Here is a 15128-nt window from a genome sequence, read left to right as displayed (position 1 = left end):
GGTCAGGGCTGGTTGTCGTAGGTGAGGGTCATCCCGTCGAAGGCGGGTGCGATGTGGGGGGGAAGCTCGGCCCGAAGCGTGTCGTAGTCGAGGTCGATGTGCATGTTGGTGATCACGGCGCGGGCGGGGCGGGCGCGGGCGATCCACGACAGCGTCAGGTCGAGATGGGCGTGCGTCGGGTGCGGCTTGCGGCGCAGCGCATCGACGATCCAGCAGTCGAGGCCGTCGAGGATGGGCCAGCTGTCCTCGGGGATCGCGACGGCGTCGGGGAGGTAGGCGAGGGGGCCGATGCGGAAGCCGAGCGCGTCCATGCTGCCGTGGTCGGCGCGGAAGGGGATCAGGGTGACGGGGCCGCCCGCGCCCGGCACGCTGACGGGGCCGGCGATGGTGTGCAGGTCGAGGATCGGCGGGTAGGGCGAGCCCTCGGGCTGGACGAAGGCATAGCCGAAGCGCGAGAGCAGCGCCTCCTGCGTCGGGCCGTCGGCCCAGACCGGCAGGCGCTGTCGCTGGTTGAACACGACCTGGCGCAGGTCGTCGATGCCGTGCATGTGGTCGGCGTGGGAATGGGTATAGACCACCCCGTCCAGCGCGCCCACGCCGGCATCCAGAAGCTGGTCGCGCATGTCGGGCGAGGTGTCGATCAGCACGCGCGTCGTGCCTTCGGCCGCTTCGCGGGTGACGAGGAGCGAGCAGCGGCGGCGGCGGTTCTTCGGGTTCGAGGGATCGCAGTCGCCCCAGATGCCGCCGAGGCGGGGCACGCCGCCCGAGGAACCGCAGCCGAGCACGGTGAAGGTGAGTTTCGCCATCACGCCGCCTTTGCGCTGCGGGCCGCGCGGGGGAAGAGCCGGTCGAAGTTCGCCGTGGTGATCGCTGCGAATTCGCCGAGGCCGAGGCCGAAGACCGGTGCCAGGGCGCGGGCGGTGTGGGCAACATAGGCCGGCTCGTTCCGCTTGCCGCGGAAGGGGGGCGGGGCGAGATAGGGGCTGTCGGTTTCCAGGATCAGCCGGTCGAGCGGCGCGCGGGCGAAGATGTCGCGCAAGGCCTGGCTTTTCGGGAAGGCGGCGATGCCCGAGATCGAGAGGGTGAAACCCATCTCGAGCGCGGCCTCGGCCAGGCGCGGGCCGGAGGAGAAGCAGTGCATCACGCAAGCATAGGGTTTGCGCGCCATGCCTTCGCCGAGGATCCGTTCCATGTCCTCGTCCGCATCGCGGGCATGGATGATGAGCGGAAGGCCGGTTTCCTGCGCGGCCTCGATGTGCAGGCGCAGGCTGACCTGCTGGATCGCCTTGGTCTCGGCCGTGTAGTGGTAGTCGAGCCCGGTTTCGCCGATCCCGACGAAGCGGGGATGCCGGGCTAGGGCGACCAGCGCCTCGACCGTGGCCATGGGTTCTTCGTGCGCGCTCATCGGGTGGGTGCCTGCGGCGTAGAAGACGCCGGGATGCGTCTCGGCAAGGGCGCGGACGGTGGGTTCGTTCCTGAGCCGCGTGCAGATCGTCACCACCCGGTTCACCCCGGCGGCGCGGGCGCGGGCAAGGATGGCCTCGGTTTCGCCGATCAGGTCGGGGAAATCCAGGTGGCAGTGGCTGTCCACCAGATCGGGCAGGTCGGTGTCGGTTGGGGGCATCCGGCTTACCTCTGGGCGAGGCTTCCCGCCGTCTCGTCGAGCTTGAGAAGCATATCCATCAGAAGCGCGGCGGGGTCAAGGTTGACCGCCTTGCCGCGCCGGGCTCGGGCGGCAAGGCTTTGCGCGAGATCCGCCCAGGCGCGGGCAGAGAGCGGATCGGGGGCGAGGCGGGCGAGAAGCTGCGCCTCGCCTGGCGCGGCCTCGGGCGGGGTGAGGCCGGTCACGCCGCGGCGGGCGAGGCGGGCGAGGAAGAGGTCGATCAGGGTGACGAGAAGGTCGAAGGTTTCCGCCGCCCCCCGCGCCGCGGCAAGGTCGGCGAGCGCCAGGGCCTGCGGGCGGTCGAGCCGGGGCAGGGTGGAGAAAAGGCGGACCAGCGCGGCGTAGAGCTTCAGCCCGTCGAGGTTGGTAAGCCGGAACGCCTCGCCCACCGAGCCGCCGGAGAGTTCCGCCAGCGCGGTGCGGTCCTCGGGCGCGATCTCGCCGCCGGCCTGGGTGAGGGCGTCAGCGAGGTCGGACGGTGCGAGGGCTGCAAGGCGCAACTCGCGGCAGCGCGAGCGGATCGTCGGCAGAAGGCGGGCGGGCTGGTGGGCGACCAGGAGGAAGGTGACGTTGGCGGGGGGTTCCTCGAGCAGCTTCAGCAGCGCGTTGGCGGCGGAGGGGTTCATCTCGTCGAGGCTGTCGATGATCGCGGTGCGCTGCCCGCCATCGGCGGCGGAGAGGGCGAAAAAGCTTTTCATCTTCCGCACCTCCTCGACCGAAATCACCTGGGAGAGGGCGGTTTCCTTCTCGTTCGGGCCGCGCCGCAGCAGGAAATGCCGCGGCTCGGCGCCTTGCAGGAGGCGGCGGGCGACGGGGTGATCGGCGGGGATGTCCAGCGTCTCGGGCGGGGGCGGGGCGAACATGCCGCCGTCGTCGGGCGGGGTGGCCAGCAGGAACCGGGCCAGCCGCCAGGCGAGCGTCGCCTTGCCCACGCCCTTCGGTCCGGTCAGCATCCAGGCGTGGTGCAGCCGGCCCGAGCGCCAGGCGCGCAGGAACTCGGCCTCGGCGGCGGACTGGCCGCGCAGCACGGGCGTCTCGCGCGGGTGGGGGGCGCCTTCCAGGCGGTCGGGTTCGGGAAGCGGGTCTTTCGGATCGGCCATGGCCGGCAGATTGCACGGGGCGGGGGGCGGGGGGAAGGGCCTCAGTCGCAGGTGATGAGGCGGGTGAAGCCCTGGGCGAGGTCGGCCAGATCCTCGGGCGGCAGCGCGGCCGCGTCGGTGGCTTCCGCCGGTTCGACGCCGTTCTGGTAGAGGAAGAGCTTGGCGATCTCGCCCCGGATGGCGAAGTTGATGTTCTGCGGGATGTCGCCGGTGGCTTCGGCCACCATCTGCGCGTCGAGCTTGGCGACGACCACGCCCACCACCTGGCCCGCGGCGTTGACCACCGGCCCGCCGGAGTTGCCCGGCTGGACGGGGGCCGAGATCTGCATGCGCACCCCGTCGCCGGCGATGCCCTTCAGGCTGGTGACCGAGCCGCGCGTGACGTTCACCCCGCCGAGAAGGTCGGGCAGCGGGTAGCCGACCACCGTCACGTCGGAATTGAGCCGCGCGGGCCTGGCGGCGAACTGCGCCGGGGCGCCCTCGGGTGGCGCGCTGGTGCGCAGGAGGGCGAGGTCGAAGCCCTCGTCGGTCGCGGTCACCGTGGCCGGCTGGCCGCCGACCGTCAGTGTCCGGCAGCCCCGGACGACATGGTTATTGGTCAGATAGTCGCCCCGGTCCGAAACGAGGAAGCCGGTCCCGAAGCCCTGCGCCCCGCCGGTCGAGGGTGTGCTGTCGGACACCGCCGGAGCCGGAACCTCAGGGGCGGCGGGCGAAGGCGCGGGGGCCTCGTCCTCGGCCATGGCGGCCAGGGTCTCGATGCCTTGGGACAGGACGCCGGGGGAAATGCCGATCTGCGGCGCATAGCCGGGCTCGATGCTGCCGGTCACGGCGGCCAGAAGCCCCGCGTCGCGGTCGGCGGCGGAAAGCATGATGGTGGACCAGGCGCCGCGGCGGTAGTCCGAGCGGGTGTAGAGCGTGACCCCGGCCTGCGTCCGGCCCGAGGTGATCCAGAGGTTCGGGCGACGGACCTGATAGACGTTCATCACCGATTCCTCGGCGGTGTACCGGTGCAGGCGTTCGGTCTGGGGGCCGGTGCCGATGGTCAGGGAATAGCCGAGGCTGGTGCCGTCAAGCTCAAGGTTGACGAAACTGTCGGAGGGCGCGCCGTCCCGGAAGCCGACGGTCGGCACCAGGAAGGACATGTCGAGCCCGGAATTGTACTGGCGCACCCAGCCGTGACGTTCGATGGTCTCGTAGGTTTCCAGTGCCAGGAACAGCACGTCGGCATTGGTGACAAAGGCGGTGCGGCCACTGCGGATTTCGTAGGCCTCCAGCGCGCGCTGGCTGCCGGCGCCCCAGGCTCCGTCGATCAACCCGTTGTAGGCATTGGCGAAGGCGAGGCCCGCCTGGAGGAACCGCTTCTCGTCTGCGGTCAGCACGCGGGCGTCGAATTCGCGCTGCATCTCGTCGGCACGAAAGGCCCACGCCTCGGGGGCGGCGAAAAGAAGCAGTGTGGCAAAGGCCAGTGAAAAGCGCAGCACGACAGACCCCGGGATCAATCGGTCCCATGAGACGGTGGCGGCGCGATTCCGTCAAGCGGGTTGCCGGGCGGCTCGCCCCGCCTCAGCCGCCGAGCGCCTTGCCCCAGATCGCCGCCAGCCGCGCCTGCGCCGCGCGGTAGCCGGCGAAGTCCTGCGCATGCGCCTTGATGCCGAACTTCGCGGCCATCAGTGTGGCCGCGATCTCTTCCGGCGAGGCATCGAGACCCGCAAGGCTCAGCCGCCCGGCCGCGACCCCCCGGGCGATCCAGTCGGCGACATGGCCGATGATCCGGGCATGGGCCTCCTGCACTTCGGGTTGGGCGAAGGGCTGGTCGGCCGAAAGGATCTCGTCGGCGTGCGGCGAGTTCAGCATCGCCTCGACCGCCGTGCCATCCACCGCCTGCATCGCGGCCAGCAACCGTTCGGCCGGGGGGCCGTCCTCGGCCAGAACGCGGGCGACTGCCTGTTCCGAACGGCGGAAATGCATGCGGATCAGCTGGTTGAAGATGTCTTCCTTGTTGGCGTAGTGCAGGTAGAGCGCCGGCCGCGACATGCCCGCGCCCTCGGCGATGTCGGCCATCGAGGTGCGCCGAAGACCATAGCGTGCAAAGGCGACGAAGGCCGATTGCAGGATGGCGGCCTCTTTCGGGTCGATGCTGGGATCGTCGCAGAACTGCATGCCTCCGGTATCGCAGAGCGCTGTCCCGGCGTCAATTCGCGGATTGACACCATGACAAAATGAGTCAAATATGTCAGAAAGCGGAGGCCGGTCATGAGCATTACCCTGCAGATCAACGGAAAGCCACATGAAGTGGACCTGCCCGGCGAGGTGCCCCTGCTCTGGGCGCTGCGCGACGGGCTGGGCATTACGGGAACCAAGTTCGGCTGTGGCATCGCGGCCTGCGGGGCCTGCACGGTGCTGGTCGATGGCGAGGCGGTCAGGTCCTGCCAGCTGCCGATCGGCGAGGTGACCGGGGCGATCACCACGATCGAAGGTCTGGGCCAGCCGGACAACCTGGCGCCGATCCAGGCGGCCTGGGTCAGGCACCAGGTCGCGCAATGCGGCTATTGCCAGTCGGGCCAGATCATGCAGGCGGCGGCTTTGCTGGCGGCGAACCCCGAGCCGACGGATCAGGACATCGACGCGGCGATGCAGGGCAACCTCTGCCGCTGCGGCACCTATCCCCGGATCCGGGCCGCGATCCACGAGGCCGCAGCGATGATGAAGGCGGGTTGACGATGGCAAGCTGGAAGACGATCACCCGCCGCTCGTTCCTGGTCCTCGGTGCTGCCGTGGCCGGCGGTGCGGCCTTTGCCGCCTGGAAGATCACCGAGGTTCCGGCCAATCCGCTGGTGCCCGGCCCGGATTCGGTCCCGCTGAACCCCTGGGTCATCATCAACGCCGATGGCGTCACGGTGATCGCGCCCCGGGCCGAGATGGGGCAGGGGATCTCGACCACCCTTGCCGCGCTGGTGGCCGAAGAGCTGGACGTGGACTGGCAGCAGGTCCGGGTGTTGCACGGCCCCCCGGCGCAGGCCTATTTCAACGCGGGCTTCGTGGACCGGATGTCGAACGAGCCGGATTTCATGGTCTCGCAACGCCCCAAGTCGCACAATGCAATCCTTGCGGCGGTGCCGAAAATATTCTCGCTTCAGATCACCGGCGGCTCGACCGGCGCGATCGGCGGCTTCGTGCAGATGCGGCTGGCCGGGGCCGGCGCGCGCGAGGCGCTGAAGGCGGCGGCGGCGAAGCGGCTGGGGGTGTCGCCCGACACGCTGAAGACCGAAGGCGGCAAGGTGATCGGGGAGAAGACCTTCACCTATGCCGAGCTTGCCGCCGAGGCGGCAGACCTGGTGCCCGGCGACGTGGAACTGCGCGACCCTTCGACCTGGCGCTATGTCGGCAAGGCGATGCCGCGGCTTGACATGGTGGCCAAGTCCACCGGGACCGAGGTTTTCGGCATCGACACCTGGTTGCCGGGGATGAAGTTCGCCTCGGTGCGGATGAACCCGCGGCGGGGCGGGGCCATGAAGGGCTTCGACCCGGCCCCGGCGCTGGCGATGCCGGGGGTGGCGCAGGTGATCGGCCTGGGCAGCGGCATCGCCGTCGTTGCCGACAATACCTGGACCGCGATGCAGGCCGCCGAGGCGGTCAAGATCGACTGGGCCGAGGCCGATTATCCGGCCGACACCGAGGCGATGATGACGCGGATCGAGGCCGCCTTCGCCACCAGGCCGGATTCGCGGATGCGCGACGACGGCGATGTCGAGGCGGAACTTGCGAAGGACGGGGTGATCGAGGCCGAATACCGCGTCCCCTTCCTGGCCCATGCGGCGATGGAGCCGCTGAACGCCACCGCCTGGCTGAAGGAGGACGGCTCGCTGGAGGTCTGGTGCGGCTGCCAGGCGCCAATAATGACGCGCGACGCCTGTGCGGCGGCGCTGCGGATCGACGCGGAGAAGGTCACGCTGCACGTCCCGGTCATGGGGGGCGGCTTCGGTGGGCGGACCGACCCGGTGCCGGCGGTGCTGGCCGCGCGCGTTGCTGCCGCGATGCCCGGCACCCCGGTCAAGGTGACCTGGAGCCGGGAAGAGGACCTGACGCAGGATTACTACCGTCCCGCCGCCATCGCCCGCCTGTCGGGCCGGATCGAGGGCGGCAAGGCCACGGCCCTTTGGGGACGTACCGCCACGCCCTCGGCCACGCGCAACGCGCTGGCGCGGCTGGTGGGCTTTGCGCCTCCGGGTGCCGATCGCGGTTCGGTCGAAGGCGGGTTCGATCAGCCCTACGGCCTGCCGAACTATCGCTACGACGGCCATGTCGCCGACCTGACGGTGCCGCTGGGCTTCTGGCGGTCGGTCGGCAATTCGATGAACGCCTTTTTCCTGGAAAGCTTCATCGACGAACTGGCCCATGCCGCGGGCGCCGATCCGCTGGCCTTCCGGCTGGACCTGATGCGGGACACCCATGCCCCTTCGGCGCAGCTTCTGGAAAAGGTGCGCGAGATGTCCGGCTGGGACCGGCTGAAGCGGCCCGGCTTCGGGCGCGGGGTGGCTTTCTGCTATTCCTTCGGCACACCCGTGGCCGAGGTGCTGGAGGTGCAACAGACCGATGCCGGGATCCGCCTGACGCGCGCCTGGATCGCCTGCGATCCCGGACTGGCGATGGATCCCGGCATCGTCGATGCGCAGATGACCGGCGGCATGGTCTATGGCCTGTCGGCGGCGATCCACGGCGCGATCACCTTTGCCGACCAGCAGGTGGTCGAACGCAACTTCCCCGATTACGACGCATTGCGTATGCCGACGACCCCGGCCTTCGAGGTGGCGATCCTGCAGAACAACGGCACTTTCGGCCATATCGGCGGGGTGGGGGAACCGGGGACGCCCCCTGCCGCCCCGGCCCTTGTCAATGCGCTGTATGACCTGACCGGCATCCGTGCCCGCGAGTTGCCGTTGAACCGGCAGTTCAGCTTCGCGGGCTGAGGCGCGGGCGCCTCAGAACTCCAGCGTCGAGATGTCGAGGCCGCGCTTCCGGGCGCTTTCGATCACCACTGCGCGGAGTTTCTGGTTGCGGTTCAGAAGCCGGCGGAAGCGGATTTCGTCCAGCACCAGCAGCGTGGTGTGGCTGATCGCCGTCGCCTGGGTGCGGCGGGTCTGGCGGCTGAGCAAGGAGAGCTGGCCGAACATCTCGCCCCGGCCGAGGCGGAACTTCTGGCCCGCCGTCTCGAACTCCACCGCACCCGAGGCGATGAAATAGACCTCGCGCGGGGTGTCGCCCTTGCGCAGGAGAACCTCGCCCGGCTGGACGTAACGGGTGCGCAGCGCCTTGGCGAGTTGCCGGCGGTTGCTTTCGTTCATCGTGTCGAACAGCGGGAACTGGCGGACGAGCTCGGTCTTCTGCACCGCGAGATCGAGCGGCGGCCGCACGTCGAAGGCGCGCCGCTTGGCGGCCAGCTCCTGTTTCAGGGTGATGTGCAGCTCGCTGCCGATGAGGCCGTCGGCATAAAGCGCGTCGTATTCGCGTTCCTCCAGCCGGAGCGAGGTGCGGCGCAGGAAGCGGCGCTCGGTCTCCTCGGCGTAGCCCGGGTATTGCAGGCGCAGCCCTTCCAGCGCGGTTGCCGTCTCATCCTCGCGCCGCCGGACCAGTTCGTGCAGCAGGTCCGCGACCCGCTTGCCATGGATACGGCGGATCTTGCTGTCGATGTAACCATGCAGGTCGCGCAGGATCAGGCGCAGGTTCAGCAGGATCTCGAACCGGTCGGCGGTCAGCCGGGCCAGCAACCCCGACAGGCGCAGCCGGTTGTGCAACAGGATGGCCAGGCGGTAGCCCCGGCCCCGGGCCAGGCTGAGGCGGCCAGAGGCGCGGTATTCCTCGCGCCCGCCCGCCCGGGTGCGTTCGATCAGCCGGTCGGCGTCCGACAGCATCTGTTCGGCCAGCCGGGCCGAGATCAGCTGTTCGCGGAAGGACTCCAGGATCATGTCGCGCTCGCGTCCGGCCAGCGCCACGAGACCCAGCGTGATCCGGTCGCGGTCGGGAATGTCGTCTGCCGCCTCGGCACGCTGGATGGCCTGGTCGAGCCTTTCCGCAAACCGCTTCGCCTCAGATCGGACGATGTCATGCGACAGGTTGTGGCTGCGGGCCGTCTCGGCCACTTCCTCGCGCACGGTCTGTAGCGCCACGGCGATAACCTGGCTGGACAGCGCCCGGTCGATCGGCGCCAGCTTGTCCAGGCCAAGGAGCGAGATCACCCGGCGCAGGGTCGTCCCCTGCACCAAGAGCGTGAAGAGCGTGAAGCCGGTGGCGAGGATGCCCACCTCGCGCTTGACGTCGGCGGGGACGCGGAAGTTCTCGGACACCGCCAGCGCCAGGGCCAGCGTGACCGCCCCGCGCAGGCCTCCCCAGAGGATTGCCACGCGGTAGGGCCGGTTGATCCTGGGCGACAGGCGCAGTGCAGTCAGCGCCGGCAGGATGACGTAAAGGACGAAGAGCCGCGACAGGATCGCGGCCGCGATGACGATACCGATCAGCAAGAGATCGTAAAGCCGGAAATCGGCAAGGAGACGCGGCACCAGAAGTGCTGCGAGAAGGAAGATCAGCGCGCCGGCCCAATGGGCCAGCACGTCCCAGACCTCGCGAAGGTTGGTCCAGTTGGTCGGCGACATCCGGCCGGGGCCGAGGTAGTTCAGCGTCATGCCCGCCATCACCACCGCGATCACGCCCGACACCCCGAGAAGCTGGTCGGCCACCAGATAGGCGAAATAGGGCAGGGCCACGCTGAGTGAGACCTGCGCAAGCGGAAAGCGCGCGAGCCAGGTCAGGATGCCAAGGCAGAGCCGGGCCAGCAGCCAGCCGATGCCGAGACCGCCCAGGATCAGCGTAGGAAAGCCGATCAGCGCATCGCGCAGCGTCGGGTTCGGCACACCCAGCATGACGAAGGTCAGGAAGAAGCCGAACAGCGCGATGGCGGCGGCGTCGTTCAGAAGGCTCTCGCCCTCGACGATGCGGGTCAGCCGCTGCGGCGCGGCGATGTTGCGGAAGATCGAGACCACGGCCGAAGGGTCGGTGGTGGCGACGATCGAGCCGAGCAGCAGACAGGCCACCAGGGGCAAGGCGGTAAAGGGTTGCAGCGCAAGTCCGATGGCGAAGGTCGCCACCACGACGGCCACTACCGCCATGACGAGGATCGGCACCCAATCCTCGGCCATCCGCCGCAGGTTCAGCCCCAGCGAGACCTGGAACAGGAGCGTCGGCAGGAGGACATAGAGGAAGACATTGGCGCGGATGCCGAACTCCAGACCGTCCACCACCGGAACCAGATCGGCGACGGCGGGTTCGTGCTGCATCAGGTAGGCCGCGCCGAGGCCGATCAGCACGCCGATGATGGCCAGTACCACCGTGTAGGGCAGGCGCGACCAGTCGGCCAGTGGCTCGCTGAGGCTGATGACGATGAAAAGCGCGGCGACGATGCCGACAAGGCTGATGACGTCCATGCCAACCGTCTAGCGCAGTCCGCCGTCCAGTTCAGCCGTTTCCGTGCACTATCAGCAAATTATCTGCGCAAGTTCGCAGATGCCCGGATGCATGCGGGGCGGGCGCCGCACCGATCGGGTGCGACGCCCTGGCGGCCCGTGGGCCTAGCGGTAGGGATAGCCCGCCTTCTGCATGGTGTCGGCGTATTTCTTGAACGCCTCGACCACCTTGGCCGAGCGCGGCGAGGAAGCGGCAACCTCGTCCCAGAAGCCGCTGGCGTCGCTGACGACCTGCGCCCATTCCTCATCGGGAAGCGAGGTCAGTTCCATCTTCTCGCCCTCGACGCGCAGCTTGGCCTCGCCGCCCCAGTACCAGACGTTCCGGTAATAGTGCGACTGGTCGATGGTGATCTTGAACAGTTCCTGCAGGTGCGGCGGAACCTTTTCCCAGCTGGCAGTGTTCGCGAAATAGCTGCCGAACCAGGCGCCGGTGACCGAGTTGGTGAGCGCATACTTGCAGACGTCCGCCCAGCCGACCTCATAGGCTTCGGTGAAGCCGCACCAGGCCACTCCGTCGATCTCGCCGGTCTGCATCGCGACCTCGACGTTGTCCCACGGGATCGTCACCGGGATCAGGCCATAGCGGGCCAGGAACCGGCCGGCGGTCGGCACCCCGAAGACGCGCAGCCCGTTCATGTCGGCGAGGCTGCGGATCGGCTTGTTCACGGTGAAGATGTGCAGGGGATCCCAGGCGCCACAGGACAGCCAGTTCACGCCCGGGACCTCGGAATAGGCCTCTTCCCAGATTTCCTTCAGCCCGTAGTAGCGGAACAGCGCGGGCACATCGAGGCTGTAACGGGTGGCGAAGGGGAAGTAGCCGCCGAAGACCGAGATGTCGACCGGCGAGGCCATGGTCGCCTCGTCCGACTGGACGGCATCGAGCGTGCCGTTCTGCAGCGCGCGGAACAGGTCGGCGGTCGGGACGAGCTGGTCGGCGTAGTAGAGTTCGATCTCCATCTCGCCATTGGCGGCGGCGTTGAACGCATCGATCTGCGGCTTGATCACATGCGCGCCAAGGGGGGCGCCGGAGTAGGTCTGCAGGCGCCACTTGATCGGGCCGGTCTGGGCGATCACGGCAGGGGCGGCCAGCGTCGCCCCGGCAGCAGCCCCCGCCCCCAGAACGGACTGGCGCAGGAAATTCCGGCGCGAGGCGAGGATCGCCTCGGACGGGCTTTGCGGTTTCTTCTCGGTCATCGTCGTCTCCTTGTTGTCTTGGGCTCTTCTGGCCCGGTTGGTCATTCAGCCCCGCACGTTGATCTGCTCGGGTAGCCAGAGCGCAATCTGCGGGAAAATCATCAACAGCACGATGGTCAGCGCCATCATCGCCGCGAAGGGCCAGATGGAGCGGTAGATGTCCGGCAGCGTGATCTCGCGGGGCGCCAGCGAGCGCATCAGGAACAGGTTGTAGCCGAAGGGCGGCGTGATGTAGGCGATCTGGCAGGTGATGGTGTAGAGGACGCCATACCAGATCAGCTGGTTCTCGAAGCCAAGGTCGAGGCTGGCCACCAGCGGGATGTAGAGCGGTGCCACGATGACCAGCATGGCCGTGTCGTCGAGGAACATCCCCAGGAGCAGGAAGCTCAGCTGCATCATGATGATGATGGCCCAGGGCCCCATGTGCCATTGGCCGATGAACAGGTTCTCGATCGCCTTGACCGCGCCCAGCCCGTCGAAGACCGCGCCGAAGGCCAGCGCCGCCAGGATCAGCCAGAGGAACATGCAAGAGACGGCCAGCGTCTTCATCGAGGTCTCGCGGATCAGCCGCCACGAGAATCGTCCCTTCGCCAAGGCGGCAAGGGTGGCCGCCGTCGCGCCGACGGCCGAGCTTTCGACAAGGCTCGTGTAGCCGCTGACGAATAGGCCGGTCATGAAGAAGAAGATCAGGAAGGGGATGATCCCGGCGCGGGCAAGCGCCAGCTTCTGCCCGAAGGGCATGTTCAGCTCCTCCGCCGGGACCGGCGGGGCAAGCCTGGGGTTCAGCTTGGCGCGGATCATGATGTAGGCGATGAACATGGCGGCCATCAGAAGGCCCGGCACCAGGCCCGCGAACCACAGCTTCGACACCGGCTGGCGCGCGATCATGCCGTAAAGCACCAGCACGACCGAGGGCGGGATCAGGATGCCAAGGGAGGAGCCGCCCTGCACCACGCCCGAGATCAGCACCTTGTCGTAGCCGCGCCGCAGCATTTCGGGCAGGGCGATGGTGGCGCCGATGGCCATGCCGGCGACCGACAGCCCGTTCATCGCCGAGATGATGACCATGACGAGGATCGTGCCGACGGCCAGGCCCCCCGGCAGGCGGCCGAACCAGACATGCATCATCTTGTAGAGGTCTTCGGCGATCCCGCTTTCGGCCAGGATGTAGCCCATGTAGATGAACATGGGCAGGGTCAGCATGGCATACCAGTTGAACAGCTTGAACACCTGGTTGTAGGGCAGTTCGATGGCGCCGTTGCCGTAGAGGAGCAGCGAGGCGCCGGCCGCGACGAAGCCGATGGCGGCAAAGACCCGCTGGCCCGTGACCAGAAGCAGCGCCATTGTGGCGAACATCAGAAGGGCGATCAGTTCGTAGGACATGTCAGAGCGGCTTTCCGCGCAGCGTGGCGATGTGCTTGAACACCAGCGAGAAGGCCTGGAGCAGCATGAGGACGAGGCAGACGGTCAGAAGCGCCTTGATCGGGATGACCGAAGGGTTCCACATCGAGAACCGCCGTTCGTTGGTCTGGATGGCGTATTGCAGCGACGAGATCGAACCGACCAGCATCACGCCCAGGTAGAAGATCATGCACCAGACGGTGACCAGATCCAGCTTCGCCTTCCCTCGGTCCGACAGGTTTGCGTACCACAGGTCCATCCGCACATGTTCGTTGTTCTTCAGCGTGATCGGCCCGCCCATGAAGTAATAGGCCGCCAGCGTGAACTGGGTCAGCTCGATCGCCCAGTGGACGGGGATGTTCAGCACGTTGCGCGTGACCGCGTCCAGAAGCAGCGTCGCCCCCATGAAGAAGATCAGCGATGCGGCCAGGTAGCCGACATAGTCCGAGACCTTGTCGACGATCCGCACATAGGCCCGGATCAGATGCGGCATGTCGCACCCACCATTTCGATCAGATCCACACTTCCACTCCCTTGTCCTGCAGCGCCTCTCTGTGCGCCTTGTCCAACCGACCGTCGCTGATCACGAGATCGACTTCTTCCATGCCGCAGACGGCAAAAGCCGCGTGTCGGCCGAATTTCGTGGCATCGGCAAGCAGCGTGACCGTCCGGGCGTGGCGGATCATGGCCCGGGCGACCTGGGATTCGTCAAGGCTTGCATCCATCGCCCCCACCGCAGGATCCACCGCCGCCACCGTCAACACCGCCCGGTCGGCGCGGAACTGGGCGATCTGCTCCATCGTCGTTCCGCCGATGGTCTGGGCGTTGTCGGCCCCGTAGCGGCCGCCCAGCAGATGGATCGCCGCATCCGACCCCGCCTGCGCCAGCCGCTCGACGAGGCGGCAGGAATTGGTGATCACCGTCAGCCCGGGAACCGTCGCCAGCGCAGGCGCCGTGGCCAGCGTGGTCGAGCCGGTGTCGATGAACAGCGTCTCGCCGGGCGCAACGGCATCCGCAAGCCTGTGGCCGATCATCGCCTTCTCGGCCGCCGAGGCGATCTCGCGCTCGCCATGGCTGGGCTCGACCACCAGCATCGGCCGTCGCGCCCCGCCATGCACCTTCTGGATCCGGCCGCGCTCGGCCAGAAGGCCCAGGTCGCGCCGGATCGTTTCGGCCGAAACGTCGAAGCGAGCTGCCAGCATCTCGACCGAGACTTCCCCTTCGCGCCGGATGATCGCCTCGATCTGAGGCTGTCGTTCGTTCGGCTTCATGACCTTCCCCAAAAGCCAGCCGACCAAGCCCGACCGCTCAGGTCAACAGGTTTCTTGACCGGACGGTGAAAAATCTGCACTGCCGTCTGGGGCAGCTTGACAGGAATGACCGAACAGTCAATTCCTGTTGAAATGCACAGCCGACTTCTGGGGAACTCCGTGAGCGCCTCTCATCCCGGATACGATGTGGCGGTGATCGGCGCCGGAGTGGTCGGCTGTGCGCTTGCCCGCGCCTTCACGCTGGCGGGTGCCCGGGTCGTGGTGCTGGAGAAGGCAGTCGAGGTCCTGGACGGCGCCTCGAAGGGCAACAGCGCGATCCTGCACACCGGCTTCGACGCGCCCGAGGGCAGCCTGGAACTGGCCTGCATCCGCGAGGGTTACACGCTTTATCACGAGATCCGCGAAAGGCTGGGCCTGCCCTTGGTGCGGGCGGGCGCCATGGTGCTGGCCTGGACCGAGGAAGAGGTCGCGGGCCTGCCGGCGCTGATGGATCAGGCGCTGGCGAATGGGGTGACGGACATCCACCCGGTCACGGCGGCCGAGGCGCGGGCGCTGGAGCCGGCGCTGTCGGACCGGGTGCTTGCCGGTTTCCGTGTGCCGAGCGAACATCTGATCGACCCCTGGTCGGCTGCGCATGGCTATCTCTTGCAGGCCCTGGCCAACGGCGCGGTGCTGATGCGGCAGGCCGAGGTGCTGACCGGCCGGCGGTCTGGCGATGTCTGGCATCTGGCGACCACGGCGGGGCAGGTGACGGCGGGGCTGGTCATCAACGCCGCCGGGCTTTTCGGCGACGAGGTGGACCGTCGCGTAACCGGGGAAAGCTGGTTCACCATCAAGCCGCGCAAGGGCCAGTTCGTCGTCTACGACAAGACCGCCGCCGCGCTGGCCGGGCACATCCTCTTGCCGGTGCCGACGAAGATCACCAAGGGCATCGTTGTCTGCCGCACCGCCTTCGGCAACCTCCTCGTCGGCCCGACCGCCGAAG

Annotated in this window: 13 protein-coding genes; 3 read left to right on the top strand and 10 right to left on the bottom strand. The window is 68.0% G+C overall.

The genetic code is table 11. The features are described 5' to 3' along the window. Positions 1-2 precede the first annotated feature (2 nt). The 5 genes from ACK4IU_RS07440 to ACK4IU_RS07420 all read right to left on the bottom strand — a co-directional run bounded on the left by ACK4IU_RS07440 (position 3) and on the right by ACK4IU_RS07420 (position 4923). Complete coding sequence (locus tag ACK4IU_RS07440) at positions 3-806, bottom strand: MBL fold metallo-hydrolase (RefSeq protein ID WP_409733232.1); 804 nt, start codon at positions 804-806, stop codon at positions 3-5. After that, positions 806-1624, bottom strand: coding sequence for a TatD family hydrolase (locus ACK4IU_RS07435; RefSeq protein WP_409733230.1), 819 nt, complete (start codon positions 1622-1624; stop codon positions 806-808). The genes ACK4IU_RS07440 and ACK4IU_RS07435 overlap by 1 nt, the downstream gene beginning before the upstream one ends. 5 nt (positions 1625-1629) lie before the next feature. Then, positions 1630-2763: a DNA polymerase III subunit delta' gene (locus ACK4IU_RS07430; RefSeq protein ID WP_409733227.1), complete on the bottom strand. Its 1134-nt coding sequence runs from the start codon at positions 2761-2763 to the stop codon at positions 1630-1632. 41 nt (positions 2764-2804) lie between these two features. Next, the gene (locus ACK4IU_RS07425; RefSeq protein WP_409733225.1) at positions 2805-4244 is read right to left on the bottom strand and encodes a serine protease; all 1440 of its coding nucleotides are present in this window, start codon (positions 4242-4244) and stop codon (positions 2805-2807) included. An 82-nt stretch (positions 4245-4326) separates the two neighbouring features. After that, on the bottom strand, positions 4327-4923 hold the full coding sequence (locus ACK4IU_RS07420; RefSeq protein WP_409733222.1) for a TetR family transcriptional regulator: 597 nt from the start codon (positions 4921-4923) through the stop codon (positions 4327-4329). Between the two features lie 93 nt (positions 4924-5016). Here ACK4IU_RS07420 and ACK4IU_RS07415 point away from each other — a divergent pair, with 93 nt between their 5' ends. Next, positions 5017-5481, top strand: coding sequence for a (2Fe-2S)-binding protein (locus ACK4IU_RS07415; protein WP_409733220.1), 465 nt, complete (start codon positions 5017-5019; stop codon positions 5479-5481). A 2-nt stretch (positions 5482-5483) separates the two neighbouring features. Beyond that, positions 5484-7730, top strand: coding sequence for a molybdopterin cofactor-binding domain-containing protein (locus ACK4IU_RS07410; protein ID WP_409733217.1), 2247 nt, complete (start codon positions 5484-5486; stop codon positions 7728-7730). A gap of 12 nt (positions 7731-7742) precedes the next feature. On the opposite strand, the gene ACK4IU_RS07405 is transcribed toward ACK4IU_RS07410, so the two are convergent. From ACK4IU_RS07405 to ACK4IU_RS07385, 5 genes are all read right to left on the bottom strand, one after another. Then, positions 7743-10238, bottom strand: a complete 2496-nt coding sequence (locus tag ACK4IU_RS07405; protein WP_409733215.1) for a cation:proton antiporter — start codon at positions 10236-10238, stop codon at positions 7743-7745. Positions 10239-10382: 144 nt separating this feature from the next. Continuing rightward, the gene (locus tag ACK4IU_RS07400) at positions 10383-11471 is read right to left on the bottom strand and encodes a C4-dicarboxylate ABC transporter (RefSeq protein WP_409733213.1); all 1089 of its coding nucleotides are present in this window, start codon (positions 11469-11471) and stop codon (positions 10383-10385) included. A 45-nt stretch (positions 11472-11516) separates the two neighbouring features. Continuing rightward, the gene (locus ACK4IU_RS07395) at positions 11517-12854 is read right to left on the bottom strand and encodes a TRAP transporter large permease subunit (protein ID WP_409733211.1); all 1338 of its coding nucleotides are present in this window, start codon (positions 12852-12854) and stop codon (positions 11517-11519) included. 1 nt (position 12855) lies between these two features. Next, positions 12856-13365, bottom strand: coding sequence for a TRAP transporter small permease subunit (locus tag ACK4IU_RS07390; protein ID WP_409733209.1), 510 nt, complete (start codon positions 13363-13365; stop codon positions 12856-12858). 19 nt (positions 13366-13384) lie between these two features. Further along, complete coding sequence (locus ACK4IU_RS07385) at positions 13385-14143, bottom strand: DeoR/GlpR family DNA-binding transcription regulator (protein ID WP_409733207.1); 759 nt, start codon at positions 14141-14143, stop codon at positions 13385-13387. Between the two features lie 159 nt (positions 14144-14302). Between ACK4IU_RS07385 and ACK4IU_RS07380 the strand changes: the two genes are divergently transcribed. Continuing rightward, positions 14303-15128, top strand: an 826-nt coding sequence (locus ACK4IU_RS07380; protein ID WP_409733205.1) for an NAD(P)/FAD-dependent oxidoreductase, incomplete at its 3' end; no start/stop codon positions are given.

The sequence above is a fragment of the Tabrizicola flagellatus genome, from assembly GCF_046295235.1.
Lineage (GTDB): Bacteria > Pseudomonadota > Alphaproteobacteria > Rhodobacterales > Rhodobacteraceae > Tabrizicola > Tabrizicola flagellata_A.
The sequence above is the reverse complement of the archived record's forward strand: the minus strand, read 5'-3'. Positions and strand labels throughout refer to the sequence as shown.

Coding starts and splice junctions, on each gene's coding strand:
- ACK4IU_RS07440 (WP_409733232.1), bottom strand. CDS start 806: ATGGCGAAACTCACCTTCACCGTGCTCGGCTGCGGTTCCTCGGGCGGC.
- ACK4IU_RS07435 (WP_409733230.1), bottom strand. CDS start 1,624: ATGCCCCCAACCGACACCGACCTGCCCGATCTGGTGGACAGCCACTGC.
- ACK4IU_RS07420 (WP_409733222.1), bottom strand. CDS start 4,923: ATGCAGTTCTGCGACGATCCCAGCATCGACCCGAAAGAGGCCGCCATC.
- ACK4IU_RS07390 (WP_409733209.1), bottom strand. CDS start 13,365: ATGCCGCATCTGATCCGGGCCTATGTGCGGATCGTCGACAAGGTCTCG.
- ACK4IU_RS07400 (WP_409733213.1), bottom strand. CDS start 11,471: ATGACCGAGAAGAAACCGCAAAGCCCGTCCGAGGCGATCCTCGCCTCG.
- ACK4IU_RS07415 (WP_409733220.1), top strand. CDS start 5,017: ATGAGCATTACCCTGCAGATCAACGGAAAGCCACATGAAGTGGACCTG.
- ACK4IU_RS07385 (WP_409733207.1), bottom strand. CDS start 14,143: ATGAAGCCGAACGAACGACAGCCTCAGATCGAGGCGATCATCCGGCGC.
- ACK4IU_RS07410 (WP_409733217.1), top strand. CDS start 5,484: ATGGCAAGCTGGAAGACGATCACCCGCCGCTCGTTCCTGGTCCTCGGT.
- ACK4IU_RS07395 (WP_409733211.1), bottom strand. CDS start 12,854: ATGTCCTACGAACTGATCGCCCTTCTGATGTTCGCCACAATGGCGCTG.
- ACK4IU_RS07430 (WP_409733227.1), bottom strand. CDS start 2,763: ATGGCCGATCCGAAAGACCCGCTTCCCGAACCCGACCGCCTGGAAGGC.
- ACK4IU_RS07405 (WP_409733215.1), bottom strand. CDS start 10,238: ATGGACGTCATCAGCCTTGTCGGCATCGTCGCCGCGCTTTTCATCGTC.